Origin of the sequence: Morganella psychrotolerans (assembly GCF_965118875.1) — a bacterium.
GTDB lineage: Bacteria > Pseudomonadota > Gammaproteobacteria > Enterobacterales > Enterobacteriaceae > Morganella > Morganella psychrotolerans_C.
The window spans coordinates 138,055-156,480 of the sequence record NZ_CBCPJD010000002.1 but is presented as its reverse complement, the minus strand read 5'-3'; the positions used below and the strand labels follow the sequence as shown (position 1 = coordinate 156,480).

Below are 18,426 nucleotides of genomic sequence, written 5' to 3'. Positions count from 1 at the left end.
CGTTTGCTTTGGTAGCGAACTAACCGGGCAGTAAATTAATGTGAATACTTAACGCGGTTTCATACCCAAGCCAATTTTTGCGGTATTTTTCCAGTGGTGGCGAATAAGTGAGAGGATACAGAACAATAATCCCAGCCAGATAAGTGAGAAACTCACGCTTTTTACCGCATCAAAATGTTCATTAAAGAGGAATACAGCGAGCAGGAACTGAATAGTCGGTTCCAGGTATTGTGCCAGCCCGATGGTCGTCAGCGTGGTTGAACGCACAGCGGCGGTAAAAAAGAGCAGCGGCAACAAGGTCACCGGCGCGGTCAGGATAAAGCAGAGGCGGGTAAAATCATCTGCTGTGGCAAATGTGCTTTGCCCGGTGCTTTCCAGCCAGAAATAAAGCACAACCGCGACCGGCAGCAACCACAGACTTTCAACCAACAGTGATGTAGTCAGATCATAGCGGATAAATTTACGGATAAACCCGTAAAATGCAAATGCAGAGCCCATCATCAGCGCCAGCCCGGGCAAACGTCCATATTGAATCAGCTGATAACCGACCCCGGCACAGACAAATAACAATGCAACTTTTTCAGCCGGTTTCAGGCGTTCATGTAAAAACGCCACACCGAGCACAATAGAAAACAGCGGCGTAATAAAATAGCCCATGCTGGCTTCAAGAACTAAATCATGTGTCATCGAATATGTGAAAGTACACCATGACACCGCCATGACACCGGTACTGAAAAAACAAAGAAATAACGATCGCTTATCTGCCCATACCCCACTAAAACGGGTACGGTTTTTCAAAAACACACGGACAAGCAGTAATAACGGAATTGACCAGATAACCCGCTGAGATAATAACTCCAGGGGTTGGACGCCCGGCAAAAGACGATAAAACAGCGGTGTTATTCCCCATAAAAAATAAGAGAAAATCGCCAGCATCGCGCCAGATCGTAAAAACATAATTCAGTCAGTCCTGTTCATTATTATCCTGACGTCTATCATACCCCTCTGCTCCGGAAATCCCATGAGCCAGCTCAATTTAAATATCTGCGATAAAGTGAAGACATTATTACCGGGGCGTGGTTTTTACTATTACAAAAAAGAATTAAATTTGTCAGTGCACCACAGGAAAAATACGTATTTATAATTCACTGCATAACATTCAAAATATGTTCATGAAAAACAACCTGAGGATTACGTGCATATAACTACAAAACATCAATTTAACTTGATTTTTTCACTGGTAACGTTAACATAATAAGTATCATTAACAAATCAATTTTGGGTATTATTCCTAATATTGGATGTTAACGTTAACTTAGCGTAGTTATAGCTAGATAGATCCCCTGATTTTTTATACCCTGAAAATCATTATTACTGTTAATACGTTGATGATAAAAGATAAATAATCATTTAATGTTCATTTTCATGATAATCAGAGTAACAACTCAGACTTCCCCCCTCCGGAGATTTAAAAATCATCCGTGCGGTAGCTTTGTCCTTAAAAAATGTGGCTATTTTTTTTTAAATTAAAAAGTTTAACGTTAACATCATAAGATAGGTATGATTAATTATAATTATGATATACAAATAGATCATACAGCATAAAAAAACGTAATTGAAAGTTTTATGTTTAGTGATTCCGTAAGATTGGCTTATTTTTTTTCTCAAATTGACAGATAAACCCACCAGTGGAGAAATGAACATATTATAAACCGTATCCGGACGGATCTCCGCCGGTTAATAAATAAAATTAACCGGAATATCAGCAAAGAAAGTAACATTTTGAGACTAACCGGGTTTCAGAGTGAATCCCGGTTCAGAACGCGGCAAGGCACATAAACACGCCCCTGTGACTGACGTTCTTCAATAAGATGTAATGCAGCAGCTTCACCTAACTGGTAATAAGGTGACTGGATTGTTGTCAGTGGCGGATAAAATAACTCACCAATACCCGCCATATTATCGAACCCAAGAATACCAATCTGCTGAGGAATGCGTATCCCGCGGGTTAACAAGACCTGGTAGGTGATAAATGCAATGCGGTCATTTCCGCAAATAATGCTGTCAAATAGCGGCTTATTATCAGGGCAATACCGCTCAATCAGCGAAATAGCGTCGCGGTATTGTGTATCAGGGTGTCTGATATTGTGTTGGATAAGGTTATCCGGACATAATTGTGCATCCTGCCAGGCATCCTGAACAGCATCACGGCGGATACCGGCAGAGACAGACTCTGCGGGCAGCCAGAGACAGAGTGGATGACGGTATCCCTGCGAAATAAGGTATTTAGTTGCATTGTACTGACCATGATAATCGTCCGGAATATAAGCCGGTAATGAATCATCAGATGAATCAAAGCAATTCGTTAATACCAGATTTTTATCACGTAATAATTCAGGGATCTCGATTTCGCGCAGCTTCATACTGGTGATAATAATGCCGTCAGGCCTTTGAGACAGTATTTGTCTGGCAGCGTTAGTTAAATCATCCTGTGATGAAACATTGACAACAAAACTGCTCCACCCATATTTTCTGGAGCATTGTTCAACAGAAAGAAGAAGCTCTACGGAAAAAGGGGCCGACGCTGTATCAAACGCCAGGACACCTAACCCTGACAGTTTTGTACTCTTCCCCCTGATTTTACGGGCTGATAAATCAGGTACATAATTCAGAACGTCAATAGCATGCTGAACCTGTTTCAGAGTGTCAGGCTTCAATAACTCAGGGTTATTTATCGCTCTCGATACTGTCATCAGAGATACTGATGCCAGTCGGGCAACATCTTTAAGTGATGCCATATTATTATCAGTAGAAAATAAGTGTAAGTTTCTGTAGTAAGAAAGATAAAGAAAAGTATGAGCAATCATTTATAACATATCAGCACTATAACCCCAAGAGTAAATGTAAATATTTGTTTCACAAAAACAGCGTAATGACCTATAATTAAGAGAAACCAGACCAGATATAACACATTGTTTTTTATCTTTAAAATAAGAAAAAACACCACATTATCATCACTTTTATTCAAGACTGCACACTGATTAGGAAATGAAATTTTCTTATGTATTTAAACATTTTATTGAAGTTATCTTGTCTACAATACAAGTAGTGCGTAGATAAACTTAGGTAAATTTAACACCCGTGTATTTTTATCAGCAAATACCTTTTTATTTCAGTATCCTATTTTAATAAAGGAGTTATTTATGGATGCCGTTATTCATTTGATCAACTGTGCGGACCTGCCAAGCAACAATATCAACTTCATGCTCGACGATATGAATTGTGAAGTAAAATCCTACTCATCTGAGCAGGCTTTTCTTAAATACTATGTTAATACACCAAAAGAGCATGCCCGCGAATGTATTATTCTGGAAGTCGGCGAATCTTCAGCAGAAGCATTTTATCTGATTGATGAACTTAAACGCCTGAAAAGTATTATTCCGACGATTGTTATTACCGCATATCCCTCTTTTGAAACCTGCCGCCGTGCCTTCAAAGCCGGTGTACTGGAGTTCTTTAAAAAACCAATTAATTCTGAATTGTTAGTTAATGCAATTCATGATGCATTTGGTCAATATGAAAAAAGCCTTATCAAATACCATACTTATCAACGACTTAAAGATAAATTCAGCAAATTATCCGCACGCGAAAAAGAAGTTATGGATATGATCCTGGATGGAAATACCAGCAAAGAAGCAGCACAGAAACTGTCTCTGTCTCCGCGTACCGTTGAAGTTCATCGTTCTAATATGTATACCAAATTGCGTATTAAATCGTTACCTCAGCTTGTCCAGGAATACGATTTCTACAAAAATTATTCCGATTCTATCTGATTTAGATTGATATTATTATTTATATTCCGTTATTTATAAGAAAATAACATACCGATGATTTTATATTTTTACTCTTGTCTAATTCACTTAACTGTCTTTGGCATATCTCCGTCAATGTGGGATCAGGTATATTAACCGTGATCCCACCTAAAACTTACTATTTTACTTATTACAACAATTAGTAACGAAATAACACACTAAACGTATCTGCGTTATGTATGCGCTGTTAGTACATACTGTAATAGTGATATAGTCTGAAAAACTAATTTTATGATACTGCTTTTGCCTTAAATAAATAAAAATCCAAGATAATAAATTTATATTTAATTACGCATTTTAGTATCTTGTTACAATTTTGACACCCGACCTTGTTACGCCGGTTATGCGTAACAAAGGATGGCTGTCTGCTAAGTTCCCCTTCAAATCTTCTGCTTATTTATCATGTCAAAATAATATTGTTCTCTTTTGAGAACGTATTCAGTAACTCAATAATGTCATGTTAATTTTTTCATTTTCGCAGAGATTCTCAGCTATCCGGATCATCAGATATAAAAAAAGCATCCATTGGATGCTTTTTTTATATCTTTATACATACGTTATTCAATTTTCAGTACATTCAGCGTAATCATCGACATTGAGTTTGGCGGGATCTGACCTTCAATTCCTTCAACACCGTAGCCACCCTCTGGTTTAATATAAACATCAACCTGTCCGCCGACACCGGCAAGAGAAACAAATTTCGCTAAATCTCCCGGCAGCTCGTTAAACGGAACCACCGCAGGTGCATCTTTACCATGAGAAACTGTTACTGAGCCATCTGTCAGCTCTTCACGCATAGCAAACGTAATTGTTTTACCTTTCAGGGCTTTATTTTTCTGCCCCTGCTTTGTCACACGGAAATAGACATCCGGTGACATTTTTTCGTACTTCTGGCTTTCCAGCCGGGTTATCAGCTCTTTATTTTTCCGTTTATTCAGCTCGCCAACCTGTTGGAATGTATACGCAGTAACCGCTTTATTTTTTTCTTCTTCTTTAGCTATCTTCGTATTCAGCGTGTTATTAACCGTACGCTGTGTATTGATATCGGCTTTCTGTTTATCCATCTCTTTCTGTAATGCCGTATATTTAGCGGCTACATCTGCATTCTCTTTCAGCTTCGCTGTGGCTTTTACCAGCTCGGCATCTTTATCTTCCAGCTGTTTTTTCTGATTATCCAGTTGCGTATTCAACTTTGCTAAGGCCACATCAGATTTAGCTAAGGTTTCAACCTGCTGCGCTTTTTCTTTTAACTCTTTATCCAGTTGGGCAACCCGCTGCTGCTCAGCAGCAAGTTTCTTATTCAGCTCAGCATTATCTGTCTGTATTGTTCCGCTCTCTTTTTCTGAACCGGAGACTTTTGCTGATAACACTTTTTTATCGGCGGTCAACTGAGCAATTTTTTGCTCAAGTGTCGCTTTATCAACAGCCAGTGCGGCCAGATCTTTTTTCAGATTGTCGCTCTGACGGACATTTTCAACTTCTCTGCTCTGTAACTGTGCCATCAGCTTGAGCTTATCAGCATCGCGCTGCTGTAATTCTTTTTCCAGCACCTGTAACTGACCGGAGACATTGGTCATATCCGTCTTTTCAGAACTCAGCAGAGCTATACTTTTCCGAGAACGCTCTTTATCTGCCGTCAGCTGAGCAATCTGTGTTTCCAGTCCGGCTTTATCCGAACTCAGTGCTGCCAGCTCTTTTTTCAGCTGTGCGCTCTGTTTATCACTGTCGTTACTGCGATCTGCCAGTTGTACTGCCAGCGCCTGTTTTTCAGCATCACGCTGTTTCAGTTGCAGTTCCAGCGCACTCAGTTTTTGAGTGACTGCTGCCATATCTGCATTTTTACTATTCAGCTGCATGATATTTTTGCCGGCCTGAGTCTGTTCTTCCGTCAGACGGGCAATTTGCTCAGCCAAAACAGCTTTATCGGCTGTCAGCGTTGACACATCTTTCTTCAACTGCGAATTTTGTTGCTGGCTATCTGTCGTTTTTTGTAACAACTGCATAGCAAGCACCTGCTTTTCAGCATCCTTTGCCTGAAGTTGTTTATTTAAATCAGCCAGTTGCTGCGTCATTTTCTGCATATCTGCATTTTTATTATTCAGCAATCCGACATTTTTTACTGATGCTGCGTTATCCGCCATCAGCGTTGTAATTTGTTTTTCCAGCCCGGCTTTATCCGCTGTCAGAGCAATCAGCTCTTTTCTCAGTTGAGCACTCTGTTTATCACTGTCTGTTCCGCGGCTGGCCAGTTGAGCTGTCAGCGACGATTTTTCCGTATCACTTTGTTTTAATTTTTCTTCAGTCGCGGCCAGTTGCTGTGATATTTTTGCAATATCCGCATTCTTGCTGCTGAGTAAGGCAATATTTTTTTCCGACAGATTTTGATCCGTACTCATCTGTGCAACCTGTTTTTCAAGTGTTGCTTTTTCTGTCGTTAATGCTGCAATACGGGTTTTCAACTGTGTATTCTGTTTGCTGTTTTCAGTATCCTGTAATTGCAGTTTTGCAGTAAGCCGCTGTTTTTCAGCTTCTTGTGTCTGCAATTGTTTTTCAAGCTCAGTAAGCTTTTGCGATACCTTTGCCATATCAGCATTTTTATCCTGCAACAGAGCAATATTTTTTTCTGCCGCAGCGCTGTCTGATGTCAGCCCGGTAATTTGTTTTTCCAGCCCGGCTTTATCTGCCGTCAGTGCCAGTAAATCCCGTTTCAGGGCATCACTTTCTTTTGTTTTATCGGTTGTCAGCGCCAGCACTTTTTCAGTCAGTTGCTGCTTATCCGCTTCCCGCTGCTGTAACTGTTTTTCCAGCGAGGTCACTTTTTGCGTAACAGCCGCCATATCGGCATTTTTATCCTGTAACAGAGCCATATTTTTCTCTGCCAGGACTTTATCTGTATTCAGTTGTGCAATCTGTTTTACTAACAGCGTCTTATCGGCAGTCAGTGCCAGTAACTCTTTTTTCAGCTGTTCGCTCTGCTTGCTGTTATCTGCCGCCTGCTGACGTAACTGAGTCGTCAGGTTCTCTTTTTCTGCATCACGAACCGCAAGCTGCTTCTCAAGCCCGGTCAGTTTCTGTGAGACGCTTGCCATGTCGGCATTTTTGTCCTGCAACAGAGCCAGATTTTTCTCTGACAAAAGGTTATCAGCCGTCAGTGTTGCTATCTGTTTATCCAACGCATTTTTTTCTGCGGTAAGTGCCAGCAAATCTGCTTTCAGTAACTCCGTTTGTTTACTGTTATCCGCATTCTTCTGCGAAAGTTGTTCAGTCAGTGCTGATTTCTCAGTGTCCCGGATAGCAACTTTTTTTTCTAATTCAATAAGTTGCTGTGATATTTTTGCCACATCGGCATTTTTATTTTCCAGCAATGCAATATTTTTATCTGACAGTTCTTTCTCTTTATTAAGAGATAAAATCTGTTTTTCCAACTCTGTTTTTTCACCGGTCAGTGCCGTAATCTGACTTTCTGACTGCCCGTAGCGTGATAAATTTTCACTTATCTGCTGATTCAGTGAATCAATCGTTTTTCTGTTTTGATCCAGTTCAGCGGCTAACTGCGTATTACCACCTTCTGCGGCGACTTTAAGCTCATTGTTTGCCAGAGTCAGCGATTTTAACGCCATCTCGTTTTTCGCAATCTCAATGAGGGAATCATCATAGTCGCGCTTAACCTGCTGGTACTTTTCGTTCAATGCCGCCAGTTCACGGCTCACATCCTGTAGTTTTATACGGGTGAGACGCAGCTGTTTCTGTGCATCCGTCGGCTTAAACCAGTTTTCAGGTTCCAGCACACGGGCCACAGTCAGCGGCAGTTCTGAGAAATAAGTCATTGAACGGAAAGGTTCACCCAACATGGAGAACATAATTTCCGGTGTGAGAATAAGTGAGGAGGATTGGCGTCCGGGGATTGGTGAGAAAACAAACCCCTTGTGTTTTCCGCTCCATTTCTGGCTGTCACGAACCAGATAAGCCGGTGACCACTGAGGGTATCCGACAGGAATAGGGTTGGTTACAACAACCGGTTCCTTAACCACAATGGTTTCACATTGTGCCGGCACAGAAATTGCCGGGGCTGTTGTTTCCGCTTTCTGAGTACTCACTGTCCGTGTTGCGCGTTCAGACGCCGGCGGGACAGAATTTCTTTCTGCGCGGGACACTTTTTGAGTGCCTTTGCGTGACGACCCGGTGGTTTTCCCCACAGATTTTACTGCCGGAGCCCGGTCAACCCGCGAAGCGGGATACTTGTTAGGTTGCCGGACGGAAGCAGGAAAACTGCCTGAGTCTTTCTCAGTCTGAATATAACGATCAAAATCTTCTATAACCTGATTAAATTCAGATGCCGTTGCCGGTTGTACTACTGCAAACAATGCTACCGTAATACACAACCTAATGTTCAGTCTCATAACCCGTTAACCTTCTCCAGGGTATTCTCAATAGACAGAACAGAGTAGTAACGAACCTGCGCGCACAGGACTTTGGTTTTCGCTTCAACAGTCATTTTCAACAGTTTAAGCGTATCCGGGCTGGCAGTTTTTTCAAGCTGACGATACAGTCCGTTGATCTGGCTGATCTCACTGAACGCAGACACCATCTGACTATAGTCTTTCGGTGAAATGGTTTTCAGTGAATCGAGTTCTTTTACACACATACTCAGCTCAGGGGAGATCGGTCCGGAAGAGTGCTGCAATTCAGGCCTTGGCAAAGGTGCTGATGTTCTCACCGGCTCAGACTGAACCGGCTGAACCGGTTGTGCCACTGGTGCCGGGGCAGGCGGAGTATATAATGAACAACCTGACAGGGTTACCACGCCTCCTAACAGGAGTATCCCCGTCATTTTGTTCAGTGCTGTCTTGGATAACATAGTTTCACCTTAGAGAAATAATTTGGCCACTGCTGCGTTGTGCAAAAATAGGCACCAATTGTATAGCCAGAGCTTCTGAAAATAAACTCTAACCTGTCACAACTCAGGCTTATATAACATACATTACGCCGCGGGTGAGTCTGAATTATTCGTTTTTTGTTATCCGAACACCTTACCACAGCCGCACAATCTGAATTTTCATGCTTATCGCGCTAACAATTTTTCTTCGTTATTATTCTGCTCTGCCGGTCCGTTGTAGCAGACCGAGAACATAAATCAGCCAATTTATTTTACAGGATACGTTCCGGATAATTGCCGGAAATTCTGTAATAATTAATAAAAACATGTATCAGGGTATGTGTACACGTCCAAAAAAGAACGTAAAAATGAAACTATCCCCGATGGGCTATTATATCTTATCCACGAATAAAATCGATTAACCGCCACAGACAACTCTGCTGTAAATCTGAAAGCATTACGATGATTACAGGATAAGTGCGCAACCTGATGTTATCCTGAGTTCTCAGCCGGAGTATAAATGAATATTTTATGTGTGTTATCTCTTTTTTCTTAATTATGCGACAGCGCTTGTGTTCCGCCTTACCTGCTTATTTTCCTTATTATTTAATGATAAAGCCATTATCTGTACATAATTTAAAATTAGCAGGATTTATCAGGTTTATTACGCTTAATATGACTGATATCGCTATCAAACGATGGATTATCATTATGTCTCTGCTTAGTGCCGGATTATCAATAATGACGGTATTTTCTCTCTCAATATGAGAGAGCGCCGGAAAATAAACTGACGTTTTGCCGCTCTCCGCCTTATTTTTTTTACCTTAGTCACAAATTCCTCTGTAAATTACGCTATTTTTCCCTGCTGGCGTATTTATTGCTTGTTTTCAGGTATGCACTATTTTCCTGAAAGCCGGAGAAACAATAATGTCTGAAGCAGTCGGAAAACACGCCGTGGGTACACCTTACCTGCGCGTCGATGCTCTGAGTAAAACATCAGGGCGTGCCCGCTATACCGATGATATGCCCATGCCGGGTATGCATTACGCCAAATATGTCCGCAGCACTATTGCACACGGTATAGTCACCTCCGTTGATACCGCAGAGGCGCTCGCGATGCCGGGCGTGGTTGCCGTCTTTACATGTGACGATGTACCGCCAATCCCGTTTGCGACCGCCGGACACGCCTGGTCACTGGAGCCTGCCAAACGCGATGTGGCTGACCGCCTGCTACTCAACCGACATGTCCGCCACCACGGCGACGGTGTGGCTATTGTGGTTGCCCGTGATGAACTGAGCGCAGAAAAAGCGGCCATGCGGGTGAAAGTCACTTATGACGAACTGCCGGTGATTACCTCACCACAAGCGGCACTGACCGCTGATGCACCGTCGATCCATGCCGGTGGTAACCTGCTCAAACGCACATCCATTAATGCAGAGAGTGCAATAGCGACCGTCAGCCGTTCGCCGTATCAGTTCCGTGGTCATTTTGATACACCGGTCGTCCAGCACTGCCATATGGAAGGCGTTACCTGCTACGCATGGCAGGAAAATGATCATAAAATCTCTATCGTATCCAGCACACAGATCCCGCATATTGTCCGCCGGGTCGTCGCGCAGGCACTGGATGTGCCCTGGTCACACATTCGTGTGATTAAGCCGTATATCGGCGGCGGCTTTGGTAACAAGCAGGATGTTCTGGAAGAACCGATGGCCGCCTGGCTGACACTCAAACTCGGCGGGATCCCGGTCAAAGTGGAACTGAGCCGCGAAGAGTGCTTTTTTGCCACACGCACCCGTCATGCTTTCCATATCGATGCGCAAATGGGGCTGACCGCAGAAGGCACGCTTAATGGTTATCATCTGGATGTGATATCCAATACCGGCGCATATGCCTCTCACGGGCACTCCATTGCTTCCGCCGGGGGAAATAAAATCCCGTATCTTTATCCCCGCTGCGATTACGGTTATTCCGCAGCAACTGTGTATACCAATTTCCCGGCAGCCGGGGCTATGCGCGGCTATGGCGCGCCACAGGTTACATTCGCACTTGAATGCCTGATGGATGATGCCGCCGCACAACTGAATATCGACCCGGTTGAGATCCGCCTGCGTAATGCGGCACAAACCGGAGACTGCAACCCGGTCAATAAAAAAACGATTTACAGCGCGGGCTTAATTGAATGTCTGAAGCAGGGAAGAGAACTGTTTGGCTGGGATGAACGCAAAGCGCTGGCGCTGGCAACCAGAGGCGATATCCGCCGGGGCGTCGGTGTTGCCTGCTTCAGTTATTCCTCCAACACCTATCCGGTCGGCGTGGAAATTGCCAGTGCGCGCCTGCTGATGAACCAGGACGGCACCATCAATGTGCAGGTCGGTGCAACCGAAATCGGGCAGGGATCTGATACGGTATTTTCCCAGATGGTCGCGCAAACCCTCGGTGTGCCCGTCAGCACCATTCAGTTAATTTCCACACAGGATACCGATATCACGCCATTTGACCCGGGTGCGTTTGCGTCACGGCAGAGTTATGTTACAGCTCCCGCACTGAAAGAGGCGGCACTGACATTACGGCAGAAGATCCTGGCTCATGCTTCACTGATGACTCACCAGGCCGCCTTTAATATGACAATCCTCAACGGGGATGTTGTTCTGGAAGCAGAACCGGAAATCGTCATTACCACGGTTGCCGAAGTCGCAATGCACAGTTTTTATCATCAGGAAATCGGCGGACAGCTCTCCGCAGAATCCTCTTATAAGACACAAACTAATCCGCCGGCATTCGGCTGTACGTTCGTTGATGTCACGGTCGATATCCCGATGTGTCAGGTGACAATAAACCGCATTATTAATATGCATGACTCCGGTCAGATCCTGAACCCGCAACTGGCCACCGGTCAGGTTCACGGCGGGATGGGAATGGGGATCGGCTGGGCGTTGTTTGAAGAGATGCTGATCAACGAAAAATCCGGCGTTGTTCATAACCCTAATCTGCTCGACTACAAAATGCCGACCATGGTTGATCTGCCGGATCTGGAATGCGGTTTTGTCGAGACGTACGAGCCGCAATCCGCTTATGGTCATAAATCACTGGGAGAGCCGCCGATTATTTCCCCGGCTGCCGCTATCCGTAATGCCATCCGGATGGCAACAGGTATTTCCATTAATGAAATTCCGATGACACCAAAACGGCTGTTCCGTGAATTTGTCAACGCCGGGCTAATCAGGGGATAATGACGATGTATGATTTTGAAACTTACAAACGCGCCCGGAGCATCACTCATGCCGTTGCCCTGCTTGCTGAGAACCCGCAGGCAAAACTACTGGCAGGCGGAACAGATGTCTTAATTCAGTTACATCACCTGAATGAGCGCTTCCGTCATATTGTGGATATCCATGATTTACCGGCACTGCGCGGAATAAGCGCTGATGATAACGGTCATATCCGGATAGGCTCCGCCACAACATTCTCCGAACTGATTGACAGCCCGCTGATTAATCAGTGCCTTCCTGCACTGAGTGAAGCGGCGGCAACCATTGCCGGACCACAAATCCGCAATGTGGCAACTTACGGCGGAAATATCTGTAACGGTGCCACCAGCGGTGACTCCGCCTGCCCTTCCCTGATTTATCAGGCAGAGCTGGAGATAGCCACACCGGACGGCATCCGGCGCAGACCACTGCGCGGCTTCCATACCGGTCCCGGAAAAGTGGCATTTGAGCCGGGCGAACTGCTGGTTGCCTTCCATTTTTCGCCGGAGAATTACCAAAACAAAGGTGCGGCAAGCTATAAATACGCCATGCGTGGTGCGATGGATATTGCCACAATCAACTGTGCGGCTCTGTGTGATATCCGCGACGGGCGCTTTGAAGAACTGCGCCTTGCCTTTGGTGTTGCCGCACCCACGCCGGTGCGCTGTGAACACGCTGAAGCGGCAGCTGTCGGAAAACCGGTCACAGCGGCAACACTGAAAGCCGTCAGTCAGGCCATTGAGCAGGATGTTGCACCGCGCACCTCATGGCGCGCCGAAAAAGAGTTCCGCTTACATCTCATCCGTGTTCTGAGTGAACGGGTGATCCGCGCGGCGGCTGAGCACCTGGGAGAAAAAATCGCATGAATATGAAAGAGTGGATAACCATCAGCTGCACGCTGAACGGGAAATTACGCGAGCTGACAGTCTCTCCGGCAGCAAGGCTGTCTGATGTTCTGCGGGAGCAGGGATTGATCAGCGTGAAACATGGCTGTTCTGTGGGTGAATGCGGTGCCTGTACGGTATTGATTGATGATGTGGCTATCGATACCTGTCTGTATCTTGCTGTCTGGGCAGACGGAAAACAGATCCGCACGGCGGAAGGTGAAATGAAGAACGGCAAACCTTCAGCAGTGCAGCAGGCTTATGCAGAAAGCGGTGCCGTACAGTGCGGGTTTTGCACACCGGGGCTGATTATGATGACCACCGGACTTCTGGAGAAACATAAGGGGCATCCCCTGACTATCCGCCAGATCCGCCACGGACTTGCCGGTAACCTGTGCCGCTGTACCGGTTATCAGATGGTGGCAGACGCAGCCGATAAACTTCAGAAAAATCAGTGATACCCAACGTCATTCAGGATGCAGGCAGGCGGCAAGGGAAGATAGACGGGGAGCATACAGAAGTATGTGACCCGGCTGGCTGAGCGTAGCCAACGAACCTGCAGTTTGAATGAATAAGGGTATAAAATAGAATGCCGCGGCCGGTTTCAGGGCTGCGGCATCTGTTTTTTCAGCAATACCGGCAGCGCGTGCGCTTCTCCCCAGCTTTTGAGCATCAGTAATATCGGCGTCAGTGATTCACCTGCTGCCGTCAGGCTGTATTCCACTTTCGGCGGCACTTGCGGATACACTTTGCGGTGGATCAGTTCAGCGGCTTCCAGCTCACGCAACTGCTTTGTCAGCATACGCGGTGTGATAAACACCAGATGCCGCCTCAGTTCATTAAACCGCTTAGTTCCGCTGATCAGATGATAAAGGATCATCCCTTTCCCTTTTCCGCCCATCAGTTCCAGTGATGCTTCCACCGGACAGGCTTCATAAGCGTATGACTCGTAGCGGGTCTTTTTTACAGTATCCATTTTGTACCTATATACCAAAAATGTGCGTACTTGTTAAAAACATATCATAGCTTATGATAAGCACCATTGAAAAATCAGCAACACAAGTTAACCAGCACACATTAATCAACAAGGATCCCGTTATGACAATCACACAGGCTGTAATGCACCGCTACTCCACCAAATCATTTGATCCTGCAAAGAAAATCAGCGCGGATGTTATGGAAGATATCAAAACCCTGCTGCGCTACAGCCCGTCCAGCGTCAATATCCAGCCATGGCATTTTATTATTGCGCAAACAGAGGAAGGCAAGCAGCGTATTGCCACATCCACTCAGCCGGGCTATGAATTTAATACCGCGAAAATTACACAGGCTTCCCATGTTGTGCTGCTGTGTGCAAAAACAGATATTGATGACGCCCATATCAATGCCGTGCTGGAGCAGGAAGACAAAGACGGACGTTTTGCCACACCAGAGCACAAAGCAATGAATAACGGCGGACGGAATTTCTTTGTCAATTACCATAAGGAAAAACTCGGTGATTTGCCGCACTGGCTGGAAAAACAAACCTTTCTGAACCTTGGTGCGCTGTTACTGGGTGCCGGCGCTCTGGGAGTAGATGCTGTACCGATGGAAGGTATGGATTTTGGTACGCTGGATAATGAATTTGGTTTGTCTGCCAAAGGGTTAGCCCCGGTTGCCGTTGTGTCTCTCGGCTATCGCAGTGCGGATGATTTCAATGCCGCCCTGCCAAAATCCCGTTTTCCGGAAGAGCAGATTATCTCCATAATTTAACAGCATGATTTAACAGTAAAAAAGCCGCTCGAAAGTAAAATCCGGCGGCTTTTTTGTATCAGCACCCATAGCTAGTCTGCTGATAACTCGTATTTTTTAATCTTCCGGTACAGTGTGGCTATCCCTATCCCTAACTCTTCCGCCGCCTGACGTTTATTATCATAACGTTGCAGTGCTTCGCGGATCATCTGCTTTTCCATCTCTTCCAGCATAGTTTCCCCGTGCAATACAGGGTCATCTGCCGGCAGCGGCGGAATACCTCTGAGTGGCACGGCGCTGTTCGGAATAGTTTTAACAGGAATGCTTTTAACCGGAATACTTTTAACCGGAATAGTTATGTCGCTTTGATACACATCCCCGCCAGTCTGACCCGGCAACGCCGGTGCATTTATTGTTTGTCCGGCATGTTTCGCAAAGTTCGGCGGTAACAGTGAGATATCAATCACTTCGCCCGGCGGCACCACATTCACCAGATATTCCATCAGGTTACTCAGCTCCCGCAGGTTACCCGGCCACGGCCAGGCATTAATCACCGCCATCACCTCATCCGAAATACCCGGATACACCAATCCGAGGCGTTTGGTATGCACATTGAGGAAATGATGTACCAGCAGTTCCACATCGCCATAGCGCTCACGCAGCGGCGGCAGAGCTATCGGGATAACATTGAGACGGTAATAGAGATCTTCCCGGAATTTGCCTTCACTGACAAACTGCTCCAGGTTCTGGTTGGTCGCAGACACGATGCGGATATCCACCGGAATGGTCCGGCTTGACCCGATGGGCTGCACTTCGCGGGATTCGATTGCCCGTAACAATTTCGCCTGAACAAGCAGCGGCATATCCCCGATTTCATCAAGAAATAAAGTGCCTTTGTCTGCCGCCTGAATCAGCCCCTGTTTTCCGTTGGCGGATGCCCCGGTAAACGCGCCTTTCACATAACCAAACAGCTCACTTTCCAGTAACTGCTCAGGAATGGCGGCACAGTTAATTGCAATAAACGGTTTTTCGCTGCGGTTACTCAGCTTGTGGATGGCGCGCGCCACCACTTCTTTCCCTGTGCCGCTTTCACCGGTAATAAGAATACTCGACGGGCTGGGTGCCACACGGGAAATCAGGTGTTTGAGCTGGCGGACAGGTTCGGACTTCCCGACCAGATGCTCAATAAATAATCCGTTCTCACCCTGACGCGCCTCACTCATATCAATCGCCGCATGAGACTGATGAAATGCCATCAGGAACATCTGACAGCCATTCACCACATGCAACTGACCGATAATGATATTGCTCTCACCATCGTATGACACAATGTGCTGTAAATGCCCGCTGTTCAGGCTCTTGAAGTAAGTCAGCGGACGGATGGTTACAATTTTGCCTGAGATTTTTTCATACGGAATATGGAGAATTTTCAGTGCATGAGGATTGGCAAACTTCAGATGATTAGAATCATCAAGGATCAATACGCCCTGATCCATAAATTCAATCAGACTCAGTAAGACTTTTTGCGCCCCGCTGCGACCTTCTTGTTCATCCAGCAGTTTAGCGACAAAAATATTTGAAATATGCTGCACATAATCCGAGAAATCGTGAATATTATCGCGGATCCGTTCCTGTTGTTCTGATGTGACCGCCACCAGGCTAATCACACCGATACAGCGATCCTGAAAAATGATCGGCGTACCGATAAAGGCTTTCTCCTTACAGTTATCTTTATCCTCACAATTCAGGCACAGGGGATCAAAACAGGAATGGGTGACAATTTTTTCCTTTTTTGTCTCCAGTACATAGCGCAGAAGCTGCGAATTGTTCGTCAGACGATGCCCCAGATGCTGATTAAACAGCCCGGTTCCGGCAATCCTTGTCAGTTTGTCATCGACGATCTCCACATCAAGTTGCAGCACGCTGGCGAGCATCTTGCTGAAATGAACGATCGTCGGTTGTATCTGCATCAGCACAGACAGTGATTTTTCAGTGATCATGCTTACGACTTCCTATGCTCTTCAAATGACATAATATGAAAGAAAGTGCATAACGCGGTAATTTAATGATTTTATTATAGTTATATAGTGTATACCCAACGTCATTCGGGATGCCGGCCGGCGTCGTTCCGCCAACGAACCTGCAGTTTGAATGAATAAGGGTATAACGTAACTGCACATTGCCAGATATCTCCCGCCGAAACTCTAACACATGTACGAAAATCACACTTTTCTTTAGCTTTGATAATGAAAATGCAAGCGTGATCACTTTATTTTATCAATATGATAATCACCGCACTGACTTTATCATTCTGGCCCCGTTCCCTCTGTTTTGCCCTCTCACCTGTCTGATTCTGACCCTGTTCTGTCGTTACTGAAAATAACTTTTATTCGCATTTGTCAGACATAAGCTATCTAAAACCCCCTTATATTTGTGACCATCCTCGCAACTTCATCCTGTATTCAGACCAAAACCCACCTTACGGGCTTACCTGGCATGCTTATTGTTAATAGTCAGAGTACAGATGCAGAAATGCCTTCGTCTCACTGCATATTCAATTGTCACCGGCCATTTCACATAGGATTTAAAGATGAAAAACGTTAATGAATTATTGAAAGATATCGCCAGACTGAAATCGAATCTTCATCAAAAAGACTTTTTACTCACCTGGGAGCAGAGTCAGGATGAATTGACGATGGTGCTTGATATTGCTGCGACGCTGAAAGGATTGCGTGCCGATAATATCGCAACCAATGTGTTCACGAATGGCCTTGGTATTTCTGTTTTCCGTGATAACTCCACCCGTACCCGTTTTTCCTATGCATCCGCACTGAATATGCTCGGTCTGGCTCAGCAGGATCTTGATGAAGGAAAATCGCAGATTGCCCACGGTGAAACCGTGCGTGAAACCGCGAATATGATCTCTTTCTGCGCGGATGCGATTGGTATCCGTGACGATATGTACCTCGGAGCCGGTAATGCTTACATGCGTGAGGTCGGTGCCGCGCTGGATGAAGGTTTTGAAGAAGGCGTACTGCCGCAGCGCCCTGCGCTGGTTAACCTGCAATGCGATATCGACCACCCGACACAATCAATGGCGGATCTGGCCTGGTTACGTGAGCACTTCGGGTCACTGGAAAATCTGAAAGGCAAAAAAATCGCCATGACCTGGGCGTATTCACCAAGTTACGGTAAACCTCTCTCTGTTCCGCAGGGCATTATCGGTCTGATGACCCGCTATGGTATGGATGTGACTCTGGCGCATCCGGAAGGTTATGACCTGATCCCTGATGTGATTGATGTGGCAAAAAATAATGCCAAACAGTCCGGCGGCAGCTTTAAACAAGTGACGTCTATGGCTGAAGCGTTCAAAGATGCGGATATCGTATATCCGAAATCCTGGGCTCCTTACAAAGTCATGGAAGCCCGCACCGGTCTGCTTCGTGCGGATGACCATGACGGTCTGAAAGCGCTGGAACAGAGCTGCCTGGCACAGAATGCCAATCACAAAGACTGGCACTGTACTGAAGAGATGATGAAGCTGACCAAAGGCGGCGAAGCACTCTATATGCACTGTCTGCCTGCGGATATCTCCGGCGTTTCCTGTAAAGAGGGTGAAGTGGAAGAAGCTGTATTTGAGAAATACCGTATCGCCACTTACAAAGAAGCGAGCTGGAAGCCATATATTATCTCCGCCATGATCCTGGCCCGCAAATTCCCGCAGCCTGCCGTCGTGCTTGAGCAACTGCTGAAAAACGCACGTAAACGTATTTTGTAATCCGGAACCCGGTCGCCAGCGGCCGGGTCCTTT

The 18,426-nt window shown here is 45.7% G+C and carries 12 protein-coding genes; 6 read left to right on the top strand and 6 right to left on the bottom strand.

Annotation, left to right across the window (positions count from 1 at the left end; all coding sequences use genetic code 11):
* Positions 1-48 precede the first annotated feature (48 nt).
* Entirely contained in the window at positions 49-957 is a 909-nt protein-coding gene (gene rarD, locus ACMHKJ_RS04210; protein ID WP_413492250.1) for an EamA family transporter RarD, read from the bottom strand.
* 842 nt (positions 958-1,799) lie between these two features.
* Positions 1,800-2,798: a LacI family DNA-binding transcriptional regulator gene (locus ACMHKJ_RS04205; RefSeq protein WP_413492249.1), complete on the bottom strand. Its 999-nt coding sequence runs from the start codon at positions 2,796-2,798 to the stop codon at positions 1,800-1,802.
* 405 nt (positions 2,799-3,203) lie between these two features.
* On the opposite strand from ACMHKJ_RS04205, the gene ACMHKJ_RS04200 reads away from it, so the two are divergent.
* Positions 3,204-3,833 carry a response regulator transcription factor gene (locus ACMHKJ_RS04200; RefSeq protein WP_413492248.1) on the top strand — a complete coding sequence of 210 codons (630 nt, stop codon included), beginning with the start codon at positions 3,204-3,206 and terminating at the stop codon, positions 3,831-3,833.
* Positions 3,834-4,429: 596 nt separating this feature from the next.
* On the opposite strand, the gene ACMHKJ_RS04195 is transcribed toward ACMHKJ_RS04200, so the two are convergent.
* Together ACMHKJ_RS04195 and ACMHKJ_RS04190 are read right to left on the bottom strand one after the other, a co-directional pair.
* Entirely contained in the window at positions 4,430-8,272 is a 3,843-nt protein-coding gene (locus tag ACMHKJ_RS04195; protein ID WP_413492247.1) for an FKBP-type peptidyl-prolyl cis-trans isomerase, read from the bottom strand.
* Positions 8,269-8,730: a hypothetical protein gene (locus ACMHKJ_RS04190; protein ID WP_413492246.1), complete on the bottom strand. Its 462-nt coding sequence runs from the start codon at positions 8,728-8,730 to the stop codon at positions 8,269-8,271. Before ACMHKJ_RS04190 ends, ACMHKJ_RS04195 begins: the two co-directional genes overlap by 4 nt.
* Before the next feature lie 945 nt (positions 8,731-9,675).
* Here ACMHKJ_RS04190 and xdhA point away from each other — a divergent pair.
* Genes xdhA through xdhC form a run of 3 tightly spaced genes read left to right on the top strand, consistent with a single transcriptional unit; the run spans position 9,676 to position 13,342 of the window.
* Complete coding sequence (gene xdhA / locus ACMHKJ_RS04185) at positions 9,676-11,982, top strand: xanthine dehydrogenase molybdenum-binding subunit XdhA (protein WP_413492245.1); 2,307 nt, start codon at positions 9,676-9,678, stop codon at positions 11,980-11,982.
* 5 nt (positions 11,983-11,987) lie between these two features.
* Complete coding sequence (xdhB, locus tag ACMHKJ_RS04180) at positions 11,988-12,866, top strand: xanthine dehydrogenase FAD-binding subunit XdhB (RefSeq protein WP_413492244.1); 879 nt, start codon at positions 11,988-11,990, stop codon at positions 12,864-12,866.
* Complete coding sequence (xdhC, locus tag ACMHKJ_RS04175; protein ID WP_413492243.1) at positions 12,863-13,342, top strand: xanthine dehydrogenase iron sulfur-binding subunit XdhC; 480 nt, start codon at positions 12,863-12,865, stop codon at positions 13,340-13,342. The genes xdhB and xdhC overlap by 4 nt, the downstream gene beginning before the upstream one ends.
* A gap of 146 nt (positions 13,343-13,488) precedes the next feature.
* Here xdhC and ACMHKJ_RS04170 read toward each other — a convergent pair whose 3' ends face one another.
* Positions 13,489-13,860 (bottom strand): winged helix-turn-helix transcriptional regulator, encoded by a 372-nt coding sequence (locus tag ACMHKJ_RS04170; RefSeq protein WP_413492242.1) that lies wholly within the window; start codon positions 13,858-13,860, stop codon positions 13,489-13,491.
* Positions 13,861-13,982: 122 nt separating this feature from the next.
* Here ACMHKJ_RS04170 and nfsB point away from each other — a divergent pair, with 122 nt between their 5' ends.
* Positions 13,983-14,636 (top strand): oxygen-insensitive NAD(P)H nitroreductase, encoded by a 654-nt coding sequence (gene nfsB / locus ACMHKJ_RS04165; RefSeq protein WP_413492241.1) that lies wholly within the window; start codon positions 13,983-13,985, stop codon positions 14,634-14,636.
* A 71-nt stretch (positions 14,637-14,707) separates the two neighbouring features.
* On the opposite strand, the gene ACMHKJ_RS04160 is transcribed toward nfsB, so the two are convergent.
* Entirely contained in the window at positions 14,708-16,615 is a 1,908-nt protein-coding gene (locus ACMHKJ_RS04160; RefSeq protein ID WP_413492239.1) for a sigma 54-interacting transcriptional regulator, read from the bottom strand.
* A 590-nt stretch (positions 16,616-17,205) separates the two neighbouring features.
* On the opposite strand from ACMHKJ_RS04160, the gene ygeW reads away from it, so the two are divergent.
* Entirely contained in the window at positions 17,206-18,393 is a 1,188-nt protein-coding gene (gene ygeW, locus ACMHKJ_RS04155) for a knotted carbamoyltransferase YgeW (protein WP_413492237.1), read from the top strand.
* Positions 18,394-18,426 lie beyond the last annotated feature (33 nt).

Bases quoted from the DNA above. Each gene is read 5' to 3' on its own strand.
- rarD (WP_413492250.1), bottom strand. From the start codon at position 957: ATGTTTTTACGATCTGGCGCGATGCTGGCGATTTTCTCTTATTTTTTA.
- ACMHKJ_RS04205 (WP_413492249.1), bottom strand. From the start codon at position 2,798: ATGGCATCACTTAAAGATGTTGCCCGACTGGCATCAGTATCTCTGATG.
- ACMHKJ_RS04200 (WP_413492248.1), top strand. From the start codon at position 3,204: ATGGATGCCGTTATTCATTTGATCAACTGTGCGGACCTGCCAAGCAAC.
- ACMHKJ_RS04195 (WP_413492247.1), bottom strand. From the start codon at position 8,272: ATGAGACTGAACATTAGGTTGTGTATTACGGTAGCATTGTTTGCAGTA.
- ACMHKJ_RS04190 (WP_413492246.1), bottom strand. From the start codon at position 8,730: ATGTTATCCAAGACAGCACTGAACAAAATGACGGGGATACTCCTGTTA.
- xdhA (WP_413492245.1), top strand. From the start codon at position 9,676: ATGTCTGAAGCAGTCGGAAAACACGCCGTGGGTACACCTTACCTGCGC.
- xdhB (WP_413492244.1), top strand. From the start codon at position 11,988: ATGTATGATTTTGAAACTTACAAACGCGCCCGGAGCATCACTCATGCC.
- xdhC (WP_413492243.1), top strand. From the start codon at position 12,863: ATGAATATGAAAGAGTGGATAACCATCAGCTGCACGCTGAACGGGAAA.
- ACMHKJ_RS04170 (WP_413492242.1), bottom strand. From the start codon at position 13,860: ATGGATACTGTAAAAAAGACCCGCTACGAGTCATACGCTTATGAAGCC.
- nfsB (WP_413492241.1), top strand. From the start codon at position 13,983: ATGACAATCACACAGGCTGTAATGCACCGCTACTCCACCAAATCATTT.
- ACMHKJ_RS04160 (WP_413492239.1), bottom strand. From the start codon at position 16,615: ATGATCACTGAAAAATCACTGTCTGTGCTGATGCAGATACAACCGACG.
- ygeW (WP_413492237.1), top strand. From the start codon at position 17,206: ATGAAAAACGTTAATGAATTATTGAAAGATATCGCCAGACTGAAATCG.